This is a genomic window from Streptomyces sp. NPDC015139 (assembly GCF_043079785.1).
GTDB lineage: Bacteria > Actinomycetota > Actinomycetes > Streptomycetales > Streptomycetaceae > Streptomyces > Streptomyces albidocamelliae.
Map to the genome: position 1 here is coordinate 5,811 of NZ_JBIBUW010000039.1, position 15,323 is coordinate 21,133.

16 protein-coding genes and 1 pseudogene are annotated in these 15,323 nt (G+C 68.6%); 10 read left to right on the forward strand and 7 right to left on the reverse strand.

The annotated features are described in order from the left end of the window. From ACF08B_RS40550 to ACF08B_RS40560, 3 genes are all read right to left on the reverse strand, one after another. Positions 1-398: SBBP repeat-containing protein (locus ACF08B_RS40550; protein WP_392322054.1), on the reverse strand; the 398-nt coding region annotated here is incomplete at its 3' end. A 165-nt stretch (positions 399-563) separates the two neighbouring features. Then, complete coding sequence (locus tag ACF08B_RS40555; protein WP_392322055.1) at positions 564-815, reverse strand: hypothetical protein; 252 nt, start codon at positions 813-815, stop codon at positions 564-566. Between the two features lie 111 nt (positions 816-926). After that, a complete protein-coding gene (locus ACF08B_RS40560) occupies positions 927-1,964 on the reverse strand; it encodes a glycosyltransferase (RefSeq protein WP_392322056.1) in 1,038 nt (345 codons plus the stop codon). A gap of 171 nt (positions 1,965-2,135) precedes the next feature. Here ACF08B_RS40560 and ACF08B_RS40565 point away from each other — a divergent pair, with 171 nt between their 5' ends. After that, a complete protein-coding gene (locus ACF08B_RS40565; protein WP_392322069.1) occupies positions 2,136-2,717 on the forward strand; it encodes a transposase in 582 nt (193 codons plus the stop codon). Here ACF08B_RS40565 and tnpA read toward each other — a convergent pair. Next, positions 2,668-2,967: pseudogene (tnpA, locus tag ACF08B_RS40570) on the reverse strand (IS200/IS605 family transposase); the annotation flags it as partial. The gene ACF08B_RS40565 and the pseudogene tnpA sit on opposite strands and share 50 nt — an antisense overlap. A 26-nt stretch (positions 2,968-2,993) precedes the next feature. On the opposite strand from tnpA, the gene ACF08B_RS40575 reads away from it, so the two are divergent. From ACF08B_RS40575 to ACF08B_RS40590, 4 genes are all read left to right on the forward strand, one after another. Next, complete coding sequence (locus ACF08B_RS40575; protein WP_392322057.1) at positions 2,994-4,217, forward strand: RNA-guided endonuclease InsQ/TnpB family protein; 1,224 nt, start codon at positions 2,994-2,996, stop codon at positions 4,215-4,217. A gap of 189 nt (positions 4,218-4,406) precedes the next feature. Continuing rightward, the gene (locus ACF08B_RS40580; protein ID WP_392322058.1) at positions 4,407-5,312 is read left to right on the forward strand and encodes a LysR family transcriptional regulator; all 906 of its coding nucleotides are present in this window, start codon (positions 4,407-4,409) and stop codon (positions 5,310-5,312) included. A 374-nt stretch (positions 5,313-5,686) separates the two neighbouring features. Next, positions 5,687-6,307 carry a hypothetical protein gene (locus ACF08B_RS40585; protein WP_392322059.1) on the forward strand — a complete coding sequence of 207 codons (621 nt, stop codon included), beginning with the start codon at positions 5,687-5,689 and terminating at the stop codon, positions 6,305-6,307. A gap of 147 nt (positions 6,308-6,454) precedes the next feature. After that, positions 6,455-8,299 (forward strand): trypsin-like serine protease, encoded by a 1,845-nt coding sequence (locus ACF08B_RS40590; protein ID WP_392322060.1) that lies wholly within the window; start codon positions 6,455-6,457, stop codon positions 8,297-8,299. Between the two features lie 271 nt (positions 8,300-8,570). Here the strand turns inward: ACF08B_RS40590 and ACF08B_RS40595 are convergent, their stop codons facing one another. Then, entirely contained in the window at positions 8,571-8,759 is a 189-nt protein-coding gene (locus tag ACF08B_RS40595) for a hypothetical protein (RefSeq protein WP_392322061.1), read from the reverse strand. 724 nt (positions 8,760-9,483) lie between these two features. Between ACF08B_RS40595 and ACF08B_RS40600 the strand changes: the two genes are divergently transcribed. The 4 genes from ACF08B_RS40600 (at position 9,484) to ACF08B_RS40615 (ending at position 12,911) form a co-directional block, all read left to right on the forward strand. After that, a complete protein-coding gene (locus tag ACF08B_RS40600; protein ID WP_392322062.1) occupies positions 9,484-10,836 on the forward strand; it encodes a M28 family metallopeptidase in 1,353 nt (450 codons plus the stop codon). A gap of 344 nt (positions 10,837-11,180) precedes the next feature. Then, positions 11,181-11,858 (forward strand): class I SAM-dependent methyltransferase, encoded by a 678-nt coding sequence (locus tag ACF08B_RS40605; RefSeq protein ID WP_392322063.1) that lies wholly within the window; start codon positions 11,181-11,183, stop codon positions 11,856-11,858. Positions 11,859-11,989: 131 nt separating this feature from the next. Continuing rightward, the gene (locus ACF08B_RS40610) at positions 11,990-12,127 is read left to right on the forward strand and encodes a hypothetical protein (RefSeq protein WP_392322064.1); all 138 of its coding nucleotides are present in this window, start codon (positions 11,990-11,992) and stop codon (positions 12,125-12,127) included. Positions 12,128-12,392: 265 nt separating this feature from the next. Next, the gene (locus ACF08B_RS40615) at positions 12,393-12,911 is read left to right on the forward strand and encodes a HEAT repeat domain-containing protein (protein ID WP_392322065.1); all 519 of its coding nucleotides are present in this window, start codon (positions 12,393-12,395) and stop codon (positions 12,909-12,911) included. Between the two features lie 457 nt (positions 12,912-13,368). Here ACF08B_RS40615 and ACF08B_RS40620 read toward each other — a convergent pair whose 3' ends face one another. Together ACF08B_RS40620 and ACF08B_RS40625 are read right to left on the reverse strand one after the other, a co-directional pair. Further along, positions 13,369-13,734: an ANTAR domain-containing protein gene (locus tag ACF08B_RS40620; protein ID WP_392322066.1), complete on the reverse strand. Its 366-nt coding sequence runs from the start codon at positions 13,732-13,734 to the stop codon at positions 13,369-13,371. Positions 13,735-14,161: 427 nt separating this feature from the next. Next, positions 14,162-14,485, reverse strand: a complete 324-nt coding sequence (locus ACF08B_RS40625) for an STAS domain-containing protein (protein WP_392322067.1) — start codon at positions 14,483-14,485, stop codon at positions 14,162-14,164. A gap of 269 nt (positions 14,486-14,754) precedes the next feature. On the opposite strand from ACF08B_RS40625, the gene ACF08B_RS40630 reads away from it, so the two are divergent. After that, positions 14,755-15,105 (forward strand): helix-turn-helix transcriptional regulator, encoded by a 351-nt coding sequence (locus tag ACF08B_RS40630; RefSeq protein WP_392322068.1) that lies wholly within the window; start codon positions 14,755-14,757, stop codon positions 15,103-15,105. Positions 15,106-15,323: the final 218 nt, after the last annotated feature.

Here is a 15,323-nt window from a genome sequence, read left to right on the forward strand (position 1 = left end):
CCGGCGACGGTGGTGATGATGCCGTTGGGTGTCACCTTGCGCACCCGGTGGTTGCTGGTGTCGGCGATGTAGAGGTTCCCGGCCCCGTCCACCGCCACGGCATAGGGGTTGTAGAGCTTGGTGGCGACGGCCGGGCTGCCGTCGGAGACGAACCCGGCCTGCCCGTTGCCGGCGACGGTGGTGATGATGCCGTTGGGTGTCACCTTGCGCACCCGGTGGTTGCTGGTGTCGGCGATGTAGAGGTTCCCGGCCCCGTCCACCGCGACGCCGTAGGGGTTGTAGAGCTTGGTGCCGGCGGCCGGCCCGCCGTCCACGACGAATCCCCCCTGGCCGTTGCCCGCCGCTGTGATGATGGTTCCGTCGGGGAAGGCCGCTGTGGCCGGAGATGTGGATGTCATGTTGTTTCCTCCTGTTGGGGGTGCGGGACGCGGCACCGGCCGGTGGCCCGACAGGGGACAGGCGCGCCCCGGGCCTTTACGACCGCGTTCGGCTGTGCGCGACGCGGAGTGTGAAAGGGACGCCGATGCGCGAGGCGCCCGCGGAAGCGGCCGGCAAGGAGGCCGTCATAGGATTTCCACCCGGGCGCCGGCCGTGTTCTGCTCTCTGGGCGGCCGGAAGGCCAGCCGCCCGGACGCGAACGGGACCGGCACGCCGGACAGGACCGCCCCGGCCCTGCGGCGGGGCAGCAGCTTGGACACGGACACCCCGGCCATCAGCAGGGTGGTGGCCGCCACCACGGTGGCGAGGGTGTCGAAGCCGGAACGCCGCCGGGAGGCGAGCGCGGACGCTCCACCGGCTCCCAGCGCACTGGCCAAGGGCACGCCTGCGTACACGGATCTCCCGTCTCGTCTCCCGTCCGTCATCCCCGCCCCCCGCGATCGGCGTGGCGGCTATCGAGGGCGGCCTTGCGGGCAGCGCGGGTTGTGTCAGGTCGCGCACCAGCGCTCCTCACGCCGGCGGACCATGTCCCACAGGGAACGGACGTACACCGCGTGCTGGAACAAGTCGTAGGCCAGCTCGACGGCGAGCGTGCCCGCCAGCAGCTGGGCCCTGTAGCCCGCGCCGCGGGCGGTGACGACCTTCTCCGCGATGAAGACGCAGCCGATGGCGACCCAGAACGGGCGGAACTCCGGGCGGCCGCGGGCCAGCATCCAGCCGGTGAAGAACAGGTACAGCGCCAGAGCCAGCACCGACAGGCCCATCAGGGCCTGGCGCACGATGTACGGGGCGGTGACCGGGGTCCAGCCGTAGTCCCGCAGATTCTCCAGCGCCCCGCGCTGCCAGCGCATCCGCTGATGCCACAGCTTGGGCACGGTGTTCATCACCTCGGTGACCACCCGGCAGCCGGCGGGTGAGACGGTGCGGTAGCCGAGGGTGCGCACCGCCTTGGTGATCTCGTCGTCCTCGGTGAGCGAGGCCAGCGAGTAGTACGACCTGCCGCCGCCGATGAGGCCGTCCAGGCGTGCCTGTCTGATCTGCCGCAGGGTCGAGACGCGGAAGACGGTCGCGGTCCCGGTGAGGACATCGGCCCGGTATCCGCGCCGGGCGATCTCCCTCGCGTAGCGCTGGAACTCGATCCGCTGCAAAGCGCCGAGCAGCCCGCCGCCCGCCTCGCCGTAGAAGATCCCCCCGACCGCCCCCACGCCCGGTCCCATTGCCTCGACAGCGCTGGCCACGAACGACGGGACAAGGGTGGTGTCGGCGTCTTGGACGAGGAGCAGATCACCGTCACGCAGCCCCCGCAGCACCCCGTTCAGGGCCTGGTTGAGTGCCCCCGCCTTCTTGTGACGGTTGCCTGAGGACTCCACCACCGTAGCTCCGGCCCGCCGGGCGACGTCCACGGTGGCGTCGGTGCAGTTGTCGGCCACCACGACGACCCGCTCCAGCCTCCAGCTCTGTGCCCACAGGGCGGCGATAGCCGCACCGATGCGGTCGGCCTCATTGTGCGCAGGGATCAGCGCCACGACACGGGACACTGCCGCGCTGCCGGCAGAGGGCTGTATGCGGGCATAGGGTGTGCGTCTTCGCATGACCGAGCTCCTGACCGCGCGCACGCATCACTGAACGCACGAGGGGACTGTTCCGACAAGGGGGCTACGCCTGCGCAGGACGTGGTGCACACGGGCACGGGCCCGATGTGCCGGGCCACCAGGCAGGGGCCGCCTCCGAGACGCCCATGGCGCTGCTGCCGGGTGGCCCGCCGCACCAGGTCGCAGCCTGCCGGCCGTGTGTGGGGGTGTTGCGAACCGCCGGACGGAATTTCATCCGGCATATGCAGCTCTTCCACCACGAGCACCGCTTCGCAGAACTCCTCACTCGGCCGGGTCGGGGCCTGTCGAAGCACAATCAGGTACGTTTCGCGCTCCGGCGCACCACCCCCCGGCCACGTACACGCCCCCGCATTCGGGCCAGTCCTCGACACAGGCCACAGGCCCACCGTGGACTGGGAGAACAAGACGGTGACCTGCCCGAACGGTGCGACCGCCCGCAACTGGCGTGACGCGCTCTCGCACCGCGGCACTCCGATCGTCCGCATCACCTTCCGCAAGAGCGACTGCCAGCCCTGCCCCGTCCGCTCCGAATGCATCAGCTCCGCCACCGCCACCCAGCGGCAGGTCACCGTGCGCCCGCGTCCCGCGCACGAAGCCATCCAGCAAGCCCGAGCCGGACCAGTTCCGGGTACTCCTGGCGGAGCCTGCGGGAAGAGACGCCCTTGAGGGAGTTGACCAGCTTGGACAGGGTGGCCTTCGGCGGGAAGCTCACCAACAGATGCACGTGGTTGTTCTCGCCGTTGAACTCCTTCAGCTCCACCTCGAAGTCTTCGCAGACGCTCCGCATGATCTCTTCCATGCGCTTCAGGTGGGCGTCGGTGAACACCTTGTGGCGGTACTTCGTCAGAAAAACCAAGTGCGCGTGCAGTATGAACGCGCAGTGTCTGCCAGTGCGGATGTTCTGATACTCAGCCATAAACCAACTGTCGTACGGTGATCGACATGCAGTTGAGGTACAGCTTCCGCCTGTACCCGAACGGTCCTCAGTGCGCCGCGCTGGCCCAGGCGTTCGGGTGCGCCCGCGTCGTATTCAACGACGCGTTGCGCATCCGCAAGGACGCTCACGCCGAGGGGAAGCCGTACCCGAAGATCGGGGACCTGTCCAAGCAGGTCATCACCGAGGCCAAGAAGACCCCCGAGCGTGCATGGCTCGGCGAGGTCTCCTCCGTGATCCTCCAGCAGTCCCTTCGTGACCTGGACACCGCGTACTCCAACTTCTTCGCCTCCCTCAAGGGCACCCGCAAGGGTCCGAAGATCCAAGAGCCCCGGTTCAAGTCCCGCAAGGACAACCGGCAGTCCGTACGGTTCACCGCGAACGCCCGCTGGTCGATCACGACCGGCGGGGACCTGCGCTTGCCGAAGATCGGGGATGTGTGGGTGAAGTGGTCCCGGCGCCTGCCCTCACAGCCGTCCACGGTGACGGTGATCAAGGACGCGGCCGGACGGTTCTTCTGCTCGTTCGTCGTGGAGAGCGGCCCCCAGCACCTTGCGCCGGTCGCGCCCGAGGTCGGCATAGACCTCGGCCTGGGGCACTTCGCGGTGCTCTCCGACGGCACGAAGATCGACAGCCCGCGTTTCCTGCGCCGGGCCGAGAAGCATCTCAAGCGCACCCAACTGGCTCTGTCCCGCAAGGAGAAGGGCAGCAAGAACAGGGAGAAGGCCCGGCTTCGTGTCGCTCGTGCTCACGCACGGGTGGCCGATGCGCGGCGCGAGTTCCACCACCAGCTCTCAACCAAGCTGATCAGCGAGAACCAAGCGGTCGCGGTTGAAGATCTGGCGGTCAAGGGCCTCGCCCGCACACGCCTGGCCAAGTCCGTACACGATGCCGGATGGTCCACGTTCGTCGCGATGCTGGAGTACAAGGCCGCCAAGTTCGGACGCTCCTTCTACCGCATCGGACGCTTCGAGCCCACCTCTCAGGTCTGCTCGGCCTGCAGCGTCAAGGACGGCCCCAAGCCCCTCCACATCCGCGTGTGGACGTGCGGGGCCTGCGGGACCCTCCTGGACCGAGACATCAACGCGGCGGTCAACGTCGCGAAGGCGGCCGGACTGGCCGTGTCAGCCCGTGGAGCGCAGGTAAGACCGGGACTCGTTCCGGCACAGCGCGTTGAAGCAGGAACCCACCGAGACGGTCAGACAACCGTGGTAGGAATCCCCGGGCTTTAGCCCGGGGAGCGGAAGTCAATGCTGACCTCCTGCCGGGTGCGGCGCCGCTCCGGAGTTCGACGCTGGCCGCCCCACGACGGGCGCAGTACGGCAGGGCGGCGACCGTGCGCGATTCACCTCATCTCCCGCGTGGCGGGGCACCCCCGGCCGGAACGATGGGGTGCGTCATCGCGGCAGAGGGGGCCGGTCGTGGAGCTACGCCATTTCAGATATTTTGTGGCCGTCGCGGAACACCGCAGTTTCACCAGAGCTGCCGCACGTCTGCATGTGTCGCAGCCGGCACTCAGTCAGCAGATCCGTGACCTAGAGCGCGAACTTGGGGTGGAGCTCCTAATCCGGGGCCCGGCGGGCTCGGTGCTCACTCCGGCGGGCGAGGTCTTCTGCGAGCGCATACGCAAGGTGCTCACGGAGGTGGACGCCGCCGCCCACGCCGCCAGACGCACCGCACGCGACCACCTCACTCTGCGGGTCGGACTCGCCTTTCCCATGGCTATGGAGATCCACGTCCCTGTACTGACCGCATTCGCCGAGGCGTATCCGCATGTACGACTGACCTGGCGGGAGATCGGATTCGCCGAGTGCGAGCAGCCGCTGATCGCGGGGGAAGTCGACGTGGCGCTGCTACGGCTGCCCATCGACCCGGAGCTGCTGGTCTGGGAGCCACTGGTCGAGGAGCCGCGCGGTCTCGCGGTTCCGGCCGGCCATCCGCTGTGGGACGCCGACCGGATAGGGCTCGCGCACGTGATCGAGGAGTCGTTGCCGCAGGTCCATTCGGGGGTGTGGCAGCGCATGCGGGAGTACTGGCAGTTGTACTCCCACCGGAACGACACTCCGCCACCGTTCGTCGGTGCGCCTGCTGCAACGCCCCAGGAAGTGCTGTTGTCGGTCAAGTTGAACCGGGTGGTCTGCCCAGGGCCCTACGCCGTCCGGAGCTTTCCGCTGCCAGCCGGGGTCCGGATCACGGAACTGTGCGATCTGCCACCGGCGGTGACCGTGGCAGCCCGTCGGCGTGACGACCGGCGGGAGCTGCCGCGGCGGTTCGCCGCGTTGGCGAGGCTCACCGCGCAGCAGTCGGTGCAGGCGACCGGCTCATAATTCCCGCTTATCTCCGATAGGAAAGCGGACTTCGACACGGCCCGGCCCGCCTCGCCAAGCTGGAGGTCAACTCATTCCACGTACACGAACGCACACGGATAGAGGAACCTGGCCGCACTGGAGGTGCAGACCGGGGATCGCATCTCCGCCGACCTCACCGCCTACATCCTCACCTGGCCGGGACAACGCCGGACCGTGACGAAAAGGGCGTCCGCGGCGCGCTCCGAGAGCGCCGAGATCATCGGAGACGTCTACGCCCCTTCCCCCCCGTCACCGACAGCGGCGGCTACAGCGACTTCACCCCCTCCTCCCACGCAGGCTAGACCCCGCCAGCGACTACCCACCATCGGCCGGACAGAGTGAGGCAGAACTACATGCCGACTACCCGCACTCCCTCGATCTCCCGTCGCACCCTGCTCACCGCAGCGGTCGGAAGCGGGCTCACGATGGCCGCCAGCGCCACCGCGACCTTGGCAACCGCAACCCCCGCCCGGGCCGCGCAGCACCTTTGGACGTGGTGTTACCAGTGCAGCCAACTCTGGTTCTCCGGCAACGGCAGCGGCTACTGCCCTGTCGGCAGCGGCATCTTCGGCTGGGACCATGGGCACCAGCGCTCGGGCAGCGGCGACTACGTGCTCCGCTACGATGCCGACCCCGGCGTCGGAGACAGCCACTGGCGGTGGTGCCGCGACTGCGCGGCCCTGTGGTCGAAGGGGTGGTCGGACAGCGGACGCACGACCACGTACTGCCCCAACAGCAGTCAGCCGTTGCGGTGGCATAACTGGTCCGGCTCGGGCACGTACAAGATCGAGGCGCTGCCCGACGGCATCAACGGCCCCGGCGGCCAGCGGCGGTGGTTCCTGTGCATCAGGTGCTCCGGTCTCTTCTTCACCGGCAACGGCTCCGACGGCACCTGTCCCGCCGGAGGCGCCCACCGTCACTGGAAGTCACCCGAACCGCAGATCGGCTACGAGTACGTGCTGCGCCAGCTCTGAAGCTGCTCAGACAGGGCGCCGAGAACCGCTCCCCTGAGCGCGCCGGCATCCGCGAGCCCAAGGGACGCACGACCGCATTCCCCGGGCGAGTCGGCCTCATCCCTGCACGAGTTCCTCATACCCCGCAATTCGATGAAGGGATTGACCATGCTCACCATCCTGCGACGGATGGCGTTGGCCCTGGTCGCGGCGGCGGCCCTCCTGATGCCGACCGCTCCCGCCCACGCGATCTTCAATGGCTTACCCGCCGCCGAGGGAGAGTTTCCGTTCATGGCCGCGCTGACGCGCGCGGACCATGCTGGTGACGCCCATGACACCCAGTTCTGTGGTGGATCGCTGATCGAACGTAGCTGGATCCTCACCGCCGCGCACTGCACCAGAGATCTGACACCCCAGCAGATCACCGTGATCATCGGGCGGACCCGCCTCACCAGCTCCGCAGGGGAGGTTCGCGGGGTCACGAGCATCGTCCGCCATCCCCAGTTCACCCCCACCTGGAACAACACGTCCGACTACGACATCGCGTTGCTCAAGCTGTCGACGCCGTCGGCCATCACCCCGGTCCGCATGGCATTCACGAGCAACCGCAACACCTGGCTTCCCGGCAGCGGCGTCACGACCCTCGGCTGGGGTGCGACCACCTGGGTCGGCGGCGCAGTGTCCGGTTCCCCCGGCGGCTTCCCCGACGACCTGCAGGTCCGCGGACTCGACATCGCCGACGACGCGGCCGCTCGGCGCACCTATCCCTTCTACCGTGCCGAGACGATGCTCACCGCCGGCGTGCCCGGGGCAGGCAGCGGCACCTGCCACGGCGACTCCGGCGGGCCGTTGCTCACGTTCGTGCAGGGAACCCCCAGGCTGATCGGAGTCACGAGCTTCATCCTGAAGCCGTGCGGGCTGGCGGTCACCGGCAGCGGCTTCGCCCGTGTCGGCGAGGGACCCCTGTCCCGCTGGATCATCGAGCAGGTCCCCACGCTGGCCAACGACGGCTGGATGAGCCGCAGTGGTGACTTCAACGGCGACGGCAAGGACGACATCGCCGCCTTCGTCCGCGGCGTCGTGAAATCCGGCAGCCCCGACAACTACTCGGCGTGGGTGGCGTTGAACAACCCGTCCGGTGCCGGGCCCTTCGGCACGGCCACGAAATGGACGTCATCCCTGGCGGACACCAGCGACTTTCCACTGGTGGGAGACTTCAACGGCGATCGACGGGACGACATCGCCGTCTTCACCCGCGGCAACGTACGCACCGCCAGCGTCGCACTGAGCACCGGAACCGGGTTCGGGCCAAAACGGGTCTGGCACACCTGGTTCACCCCGAACGACGAGATCCCGGCTGTCGGCGACGTCAACGGCGACGGCAAGGACGACATCGTCGCCTTCCCTCGCGGATCCGCGGGCGACGCCTGGGTGGCACTGAGTAACGGTACGGCCTTCGGCGCGGCAACATTCTGGGGAAACGGAATCGCGAAGTCCAACGAGATCCCGGCCCTCGCCGACGTCAACGGCGACGGCCGCGCTGACGCGATCACCTTCAATCGCGGCAACGACTCCACTCGCGGCAGCAAGGGTGACGTGTGGGTGGCGCTGAGCACCGCGACCCGGTTCGGGGCGCCGCAGCGGTGGCACGGCGACTTCTGCTTCGGTTCCGAGATCCCAGCCGTCGGCGACTTCAACGGTGACCGCAAAGCCGACATCGCCACCTTCACCCGGGGCGGCCAGGCCGATGTGTTCGTGGCGCTGAGCAACGGCTCATCGTTCATCGGCACCGCGGCAGCGTGGAACAACGACTTCGCCGCCTTCAACGAGATCCCGGGTGTCGGCGACTTCAACGGGGACGGGAAGGACGACATCGCCGCCTTCACCAGGGGCGACACGGCCGACGTGTATGTCTCCCGCAGCAACGGCCGACGCTTCGGCGACGTCCACCTGAAGTGGCACGAAGGGATGGTCGCCGGGGGCGAAGTCCCCGCCGGCGGCAGCACCTGGTAAACGCGAGAACCCGTGGTCCACTCGGTGAGGGGTCCCGGTGGTTCTCGCCGAAAAACAACGCTAAGCCGTTGATCACGGTCCGGGCATAGGCCCGAGGATTCTGACGCGGCTCGAGCGGTGACCGAGGCCCGGGCGAGCCACTAGGTGTCCCGCCCGGGCGACGGGCCTACAGCGACGCCTGCAGCTTCGCGCCGTACATATGGCCGTAGGCGGGCAGCAGGGTGCCGGTGACCGCACGCTGATGAGGATCGTAGGCGGACGGCTGCGCCGATCAGACCTCCGCCACCACCTTCTCGGCAGCGCCCTCAGTAGCCTGCTCGACCCTGCCGTCAGCGGTGCCGTCCGCGGCGGGCGCCGCGCCCGCCCCGGCGTCTGCGTAGGCGGTGTACATCACGCTTCCCTGCTGGCGCGACTTCTCGGCGAGGCCCTTTTGGACGAGGGTCTGCAGGTTGTTGCGCACGGTCGGGGCGGATGTCGCTCGACCGGGGTGATCCTGCGTGAGCGGGTAGTGGACCTCGCGGGCCACGCACGGCTGCCCCGGGGTCTTGCGCAGAATGTCCAGGTTGAGTTGCCGCAGCGGCGGCCCCGACTTCTCCTGGGCCGCGGCCCTACCCGCTAGCTGCTCGGCTCGAGTCTCGGCGGTCTCGGCGTTCTGCCGAGGCCGTGGGGGCGGCGGAAGCTGGCGATCAGCTGTCCGATCGCGACGAGCTGGCCGTCGGGGTCGTTCCAGCCGGCGTCCTGCCGGGGTGCGAGGTGTCCGGTGGCGGGCCGGTAGGAGCGGAGAAGACCGCTGGGGCTCTGGCCGCCTTCCTTGCCGGGTAGTTGCCATGGGAAGTTGCCGGTCGGCGCGATGCATCCGCGTGGGCCGGTCCGATGATGTGCTGGACTCGGTCGATGGCGCCGCTTTCCATGGCGTGGATGACTAGCCCGGTCGCCGAAGTCGGCGCGCCGACAGGCCCAGCCCTCCTCACAAGGACGACGCGCAGTTATGTGCCGTCGAGGTGACGCTCGGAGCGTCCGCATGCCTACGGCGGTGGCGACGCTCGCACCCGCCCGGATATGGGTCTTGACGGGAACCGACAGCTGACTGAACATCAGGCGCAGACAGCACCCGCACAGCTCTGGCACCACTGATCCAGGCACCGTTCGACTCCCCACATCGACGAGAAAGTGCGGCTCCCCACATGACGCATCCGAGATCCAGCCTGCCCCGCGCCAACTCCAAGGCACTGGCTGCCCTGGCTCTGATGGCCGCGGCGGGTCTGCTGGCCGCATCGCCCGCTGCCTCGGCAACACTCGAGCGGACCGGGCCGGCCGCCGCAAGCGCCGAGCCTCTGGCAGCACCCGACATCCCCATCGGCAACGTCAAGTCACACCTCGCGCAGTTGCAGTCGATCGCCAACGCCAACGGCGGGAACCGGGCGCACGGCCGTACCGGTTACAGGGCGTCACTCGACTATGTGAAGGCCAAGCTCGACGCGGCCGGATTCACCACCACCGTCCAGCAGTTCACCAGCTCCGGCAGCACCGGGTACAACCTCGTCGCCGACTGGCCCGGAGGCGACGCCAATCAGGTCCTCATGGCCGGCGCACACTTGGACTCGGTGTCCGCAGGCGCCGGGATCAACGACAACGGCTCCGGCTCCGCGGCAGTGCTCGAAACGGCCCTCGCCGTCTCCCGCGCTGAGTTCCAGCCCACGAAACACCTGCGATTCGCCTGGTGGGGCGCCGAGGAACTGGGGATGGTCGGCAGCAAGTATTACGTGAACGGCCTGTCGGCCACTGACCGCGCCAAGATCTCCGGGTACGTCAACCTCGACATGGTCGGCTCCCCGAACCCGGGCTACTTCGTCTACGACGACGACCCAGCGCTCGAGAAGGTCTTCAAGGACTGGTACGCGGGCATCGGCGTGCCCACCGAGCCGGAGACGGAGGGGGACGGCCGCTCCGATCACGCGTCCTTCAAGAACGCCGGCATACCGGTCGGCGGCCTGTTCACAGGCGCGAGCCGGACCAAGACGGCCGCGCAGGCCACCAAGTGGGGCGGCACCTCCGGTCAGGCCTTCGACCGGTGCTACCACTCCTCCTGCGACACGTCGGTCAACATCGACGACACCGCGCTGGACCGCAACAGCGACGCTCTCGCGCACGCGATATGGACACTGGGAACGGCGGAACCGACGCCGCCCGGCCAGTCGTACGAGAACACCACCGACGTCGCCATCCCGGACAACGCCGCCGCGGTCACCTCGGCCATCGCCGTGTCCGGCCGCACCGGGAACGCGCCGGCCACGCTCCGGGCAGCGGTGGACATCAAGCACACCTGGCGCGGTGACCTGGTGGTCGACCTGCTGGCACCCGACGGCACGGCCTATCGGCTGAAGAACTCCAGCGGATCGGACTCCGCGGACAACGTCATCGCCACCTACACCGTCGACGCGTCCAGCGAGACGGCGAACGGAACCTGGCGGCTGCGGGTTCAGGACGTCGCCGCGCAGGACACCGGATACATCGACAGCTGGAAACTGACCTTCTGACCGACAGGCTACGTGTGCCGGGCACCACCGGTACACGCGGCCGGGGCGGCCCTGGGAGTGGTGATACTCCAGGGCCCGCCGCCCGCGGCCGTGCGTAACCGCCTACGAGGTGGGGCAGACACTGAGCTCGCCACTGGCCCGGTTGGCTTTGTTCACGAGTTCCGGCAGCGATTGTTCAGGGCTGCGGAAGGCACTTGGTTCGGGTCGAAGCCGATGTTCACGAGAATCGACAGTACTGGTGGTCTTCGGCGCAGCGGGCAGGCGGGGCGACGACGTGAGGTGCCTCTAGGGTGGCCTGACGCGGGCCGGTTGTTCGAGTGCAGCCCGGTGAGAAGGGCGTCAACGTGTCGGAATCGGAGCAAGGACTGGCCGATGTTCAGCGTGCGCACTGGCAGCAGATCTATGGCGAGCATCCCGGCATGTACGGCGGGGATCCGTCCGAGCCGGCGGTTCGTGCCGCTTCGGTTTTCCGCGCCGCCGGTGCAGGCCAGGTGCTGGAGCTGGGTGCCGGCCATGGCCGTGACGCGCTGTACTTCGCCCGTGAGGGCTTCTCCGTGTTGGCCACCGACTTCAGCCCGGTGGGTCTGGATCAGCTGAGCGAGGCCGCCGTGGCCCAGGGCGTGGACGAGCGGGTCACAACGGCGGTTCACGACGTCCGCGAGCCTCTGCCGCTCGCGGACGCCTCGGTGGATGCGGTATTCGCGCACATGCTGCTCTGCATGGCGCTGTCCACTCAGGAGATCCACGCCCTGGTCGCCGAGGTGCGGCGGGTGCTGCGGCCGGGCGGGGCCTTCGTGTACACCGTCCGCCACACCGGGGACGCCCACTACCAGGCCGGTACCGGGCACGGAGACGACATCTGGGAGCACGGCGGCTTCGCCGTCCACTTCTTCCCTCGCGACCTGGTCGACGACCTCGCCCAGAGCTGGAGTCTGGATGAGGTCGCCGCGTTCGAAGAAGGCGACCTCCCACGGAGACTGTGGCGCGTCACCCAAACCGTCCCCCCGGTAAGCACCGCCTGAGCCCTCAGCGCTGCCCAATCTCGTGAACATTCCCCGCCCCTGAGCGCCGTCCGTCCTGATGTCAAAACGCTGTCTGTTCCCGTGGACAGAGCCATCCTCGAGACGACGACTTCGTCCCCCCGCCCACGTGGATGCACCTCAACATCGACACTTCCGGCGTCCTGCGCAAGCCCGAGGAACGTCTCAAGGTCGATGAAGCCGCCGGTGAATGCCACCACCCCGGCCACCGCCTTGCCGACCAGATCGACGAACTCGTCGACGCCTGCTGACCCGGCACCACCGAGCTCGCCCGGACCTTCTCGGCCGGGCGGCTCGGTTTGGTGCTGCGCGTCGTCAGCGGCCCGATCCCGCACACTGCGCCGACCTGTCGGCGTCCGTCCCCCGTGCCCAGGCCCGCTGGGAGGAGCGGTTCCCCCAACCCCGTTGGCCCCGTGCGCGAGGTCCACGTCCCTCCGCCCTGGCCGGACGCCAGCGCCTTCCTGCGGGCGGCTAGGTTCTGTCCAAGAACATCACCACAGGGGAGGGGGGCAGGCGATGACCTCTGAGGAGCAGGATCTGATCCTGGGCCTGGTGGTCGCGCCGGGCTCGCCGCCGACGCGCACGATCGACGAGGTACTCGCCCACTTCGGCGAGTCCGATGGTGGGGCCCTATCGCTCCGGCTGCTCCAGGACGCCATGGAGTGCCAGGACGCCGACGACGTCGAGATGGCGCTGATCGTCCATGCCGCCGCCGATGCCTCGGACGAGGAATTCCTGGAACCGTTGACCGAGCTGTTCCCTGCCGAATGGCACAGGGCGCACGAGGACATCGTGTCCATGCTGGGCAAGCTCCGCTCGCCCAGGACGATGCCGACGCTGATCTTGGCGACTCACTGGGTTCCCGAGCACCTGGGCTGGGACGAGAACCGGGCGCTCGCGGTCAAGGCGATCTGGGCGCTCGGCGGCATTCCCGGCCCCGAGGTCCGGGCAGCCCTCGAGGACTTGCGTGACGCCGAGAACGAGATCATCCGCGAGAACGCGGTGAACCAGCTCGTACGCCGCGGCGAGCTCTGACCGCCAAGTCGTAGCCGTTCACCCGGAACGCCTGGCCGGGTTTCGGTAGCCCGCCGGGCGCTCACCGGCGATGGGAAGTTCTTCCGGGCATGTGAGTTCTGCCGGCCGGACACCGCCGCTGCAAATCCCCGACTAGGGTGCGGGCCTTTGGGCCGCGCCCTGCGCATGTGAAGTGCGGCTGAGCGGAATCTTTTGTTCGCGCGCTGCGGTGAAGGCCCGGCTGCCGGGCCCTCACGAGGGTTCGCGCATCCCCGGGGGGTGGGATGTTCATGGCGCGAATGTTGTGCTCAACGAGGCGTGCGGATGGGGGTCACGCGAGTGGGTTCGGCCGGGGGGCGGGTACCCGGTGTGTGGTGACAGGTTGCGGATCCGCGGCGGCACGGCAGCGATGGCTGTGCCGCCGCGTGCGTGAGGCAGGCATCCGGACTGTGAACCGGGCGCCCTTGGAGGGAGACGGTCAGCTCTCGGGAGTGCCCTGGTTGCCCGCGTGGAGGCGTAGGGCTTCGTCGAGTGCTTCCGTGATCGGTTCGGGGAGTGGCTGGTGGGTGCGTGCCCAGTCGGTGACGGCGTCGGCGACGGTGCGGAGTTTGGTGTTGGCGAGCTGGGAGGCGGTGCGGAGCACGGTGAAGCCGGTGTCGGGGCTGATCTGGGGCAGGCAGATGAGCACACCGATGGCCTGGTCGACGCTGGCGTGGGAGGCGACGGCCTGGCGGAGCTGGGCGACTTCCTCTTCCATCCGGGCCACGTATTCCTCGCGGCCCGCCATCGCGGGGTGCGGGCGGCCGTTACGCGGGCGTAAGGGGTTGTTCGGCTGGGAGGTCATGCGGGGGTCCTCGGCGCTGGGCGGCTGGGGGCTACTGCGTGCCTGCCCCGGGCGGGGCGGAAACCTCCCGGCCGGCCCCCGGGCCGGCTCTCCGCGGGCAGCGTGTCGTGCGGTGCCCAGGAGGCTGTCGTGCGGGGCCCCGGCCCGGTGCACCGAGGGGTGAAGTCGGCGTCGCGCCGGGCTGGGGTCCTGGGAAGGTAACCGGGCCTCGGCGGCGGCTGAGCACCCGGCGCGCCGTTCCATGCGAGCGTTTCCATTATGGAGCTGATCAGCGGCCTCCGCCCTGCTCAGCGGTCTGCGACGGCCGCAGGTGGCGGGTGAAGCTCGGGCTGCGGGCCACAGCAGGACACGCGGGATCGCCCGTCCCTGGCCCGTCGTGCCAGCGGCGCTCAGGGCGCACGCTCTCATTCCGTCAGGCGCGCCTTCCTCAGGGAAACGACACCAGTTTCGGCGAGGGCGGGGAGCGATGCGCGTGCGGTTGTGGACACCGCGAATGCGGCCGGGGGAACAGCTCGTGCGCCCCGATGAGATGGAGCAGCCTGTCGAACGCGGGGTCGGCTGCCCGGATGGTGACAGATTTCTCCTGGGTCAGGGCCCGGTGCCGCAGTTCCAGGAGCACGCTCAGGCCGGCGCAGTCGCAGAAGCTGAGCCCGCTCAAGTCCAGCTCGATACCGCTAGTCGATTTGGCGAGGGCGTCGTACAGCTGTGGCCGGATCTGGTCGCCCGAGGCGAGGTCGAGTTCCCCGAGCACCCTCACTAGTGTCCAAGAGCTGTCCGGAACGCTTGACACCGATGCCCGGCCAGGTGACAGCGTGCGCGCAGACCTTCCTCTGGCTGAGCAGGGGCGATCCGGCGCTATGAGGGCCTGTCCCTGATCAGAGGGTTGCTGCACGGCTCACTCCCGGTTGCGCTTGCGACTTCCGCTTCTACGTTGCCCCCCGGAGGCGACATACGTCAATTGATACACGAAAGTTTGTGCGTGTGTTTGGTTGCGTGCATGCCTGTTCGTAGAATCGGGGCATGGATGGGCTACCTGAGTCGCACAACGGTTGGACGTTCCTGACGAACCACGCTCGCGTCCTCGCGACGATCGCCGAGAACCAGAGTGCGCGTGTCCGGGACATCGCCGCCCGCTGTCGCCTCACCGAGCGGGCCGTGCAGAAGATCATCGCGGACTTGGAAGAGGCCGGTTACCTCTCGCACGTCCGTGAGGGGCGGGGAAATATCTACCAGATCGACCCCTCCAAGATCCTCCGTCACCCGGCCGAGGCCGGCCAGGGGCTGACGGTGGCCTCGCTCCTCACGCTCCTTGTGCAGGACGAAACCCACCGCGTATCGCCGCCCCCGGAGCCGACGCACGCCCTCGGGTGACATCCTGCTCGGCCCCTAGCGCTGGTGCGGCCGATCTTGTGGCACCTGACCGAAACGGACAGGTGGCCTCGGCATCCGAGTGTGAGCTGGCGTTCGCGGCCTGCAGCACCGGCACATGGGGTTCTAGTACTCCAGCCGTAGTTCGGTATCTGGGCTGGTCAGCGGCCTGGTGGCGTGGAGTGTAGCGGGGCGCCAGGTGGGCGGGACGGACTTCCCCA

Bases quoted from the DNA above. Each gene is read 5' to 3' on its own strand.
- ACF08B_RS40590 (WP_392322060.1), top strand. From the start codon at position 6,455: ATGCTCACCATCCTGCGACGGATGGCGTTGGCCCTGGTCGCGGCGGCG.
- ACF08B_RS40575 (WP_392322057.1), top strand. From the start codon at position 2,994: ATGCAGTTGAGGTACAGCTTCCGCCTGTACCCGAACGGTCCTCAGTGC.
- ACF08B_RS40610 (WP_392322064.1), top strand. From the start codon at position 11,990: ATGCACCTCAACATCGACACTTCCGGCGTCCTGCGCAAGCCCGAGGAA.
- ACF08B_RS40585 (WP_392322059.1), top strand. From the start codon at position 5,687: ATGCCGACTACCCGCACTCCCTCGATCTCCCGTCGCACCCTGCTCACC.
- ACF08B_RS40615 (WP_392322065.1), top strand. From the start codon at position 12,393: ATGACCTCTGAGGAGCAGGATCTGATCCTGGGCCTGGTGGTCGCGCCG.
- ACF08B_RS40620 (WP_392322066.1), bottom strand. From the start codon at position 13,734: ATGACCTCCCAGCCGAACAACCCCTTACGCCCGCGTAACGGCCGCCCG.
- ACF08B_RS40565 (WP_392322069.1), top strand. From the start codon at position 2,136: ATGTGCCGGGCCACCAGGCAGGGGCCGCCTCCGAGACGCCCATGGCGC.
- ACF08B_RS40630 (WP_392322068.1), top strand. From the start codon at position 14,755: ATGGATGGGCTACCTGAGTCGCACAACGGTTGGACGTTCCTGACGAAC.
- ACF08B_RS40600 (WP_392322062.1), top strand. From the start codon at position 9,484: ATGACGCATCCGAGATCCAGCCTGCCCCGCGCCAACTCCAAGGCACTG.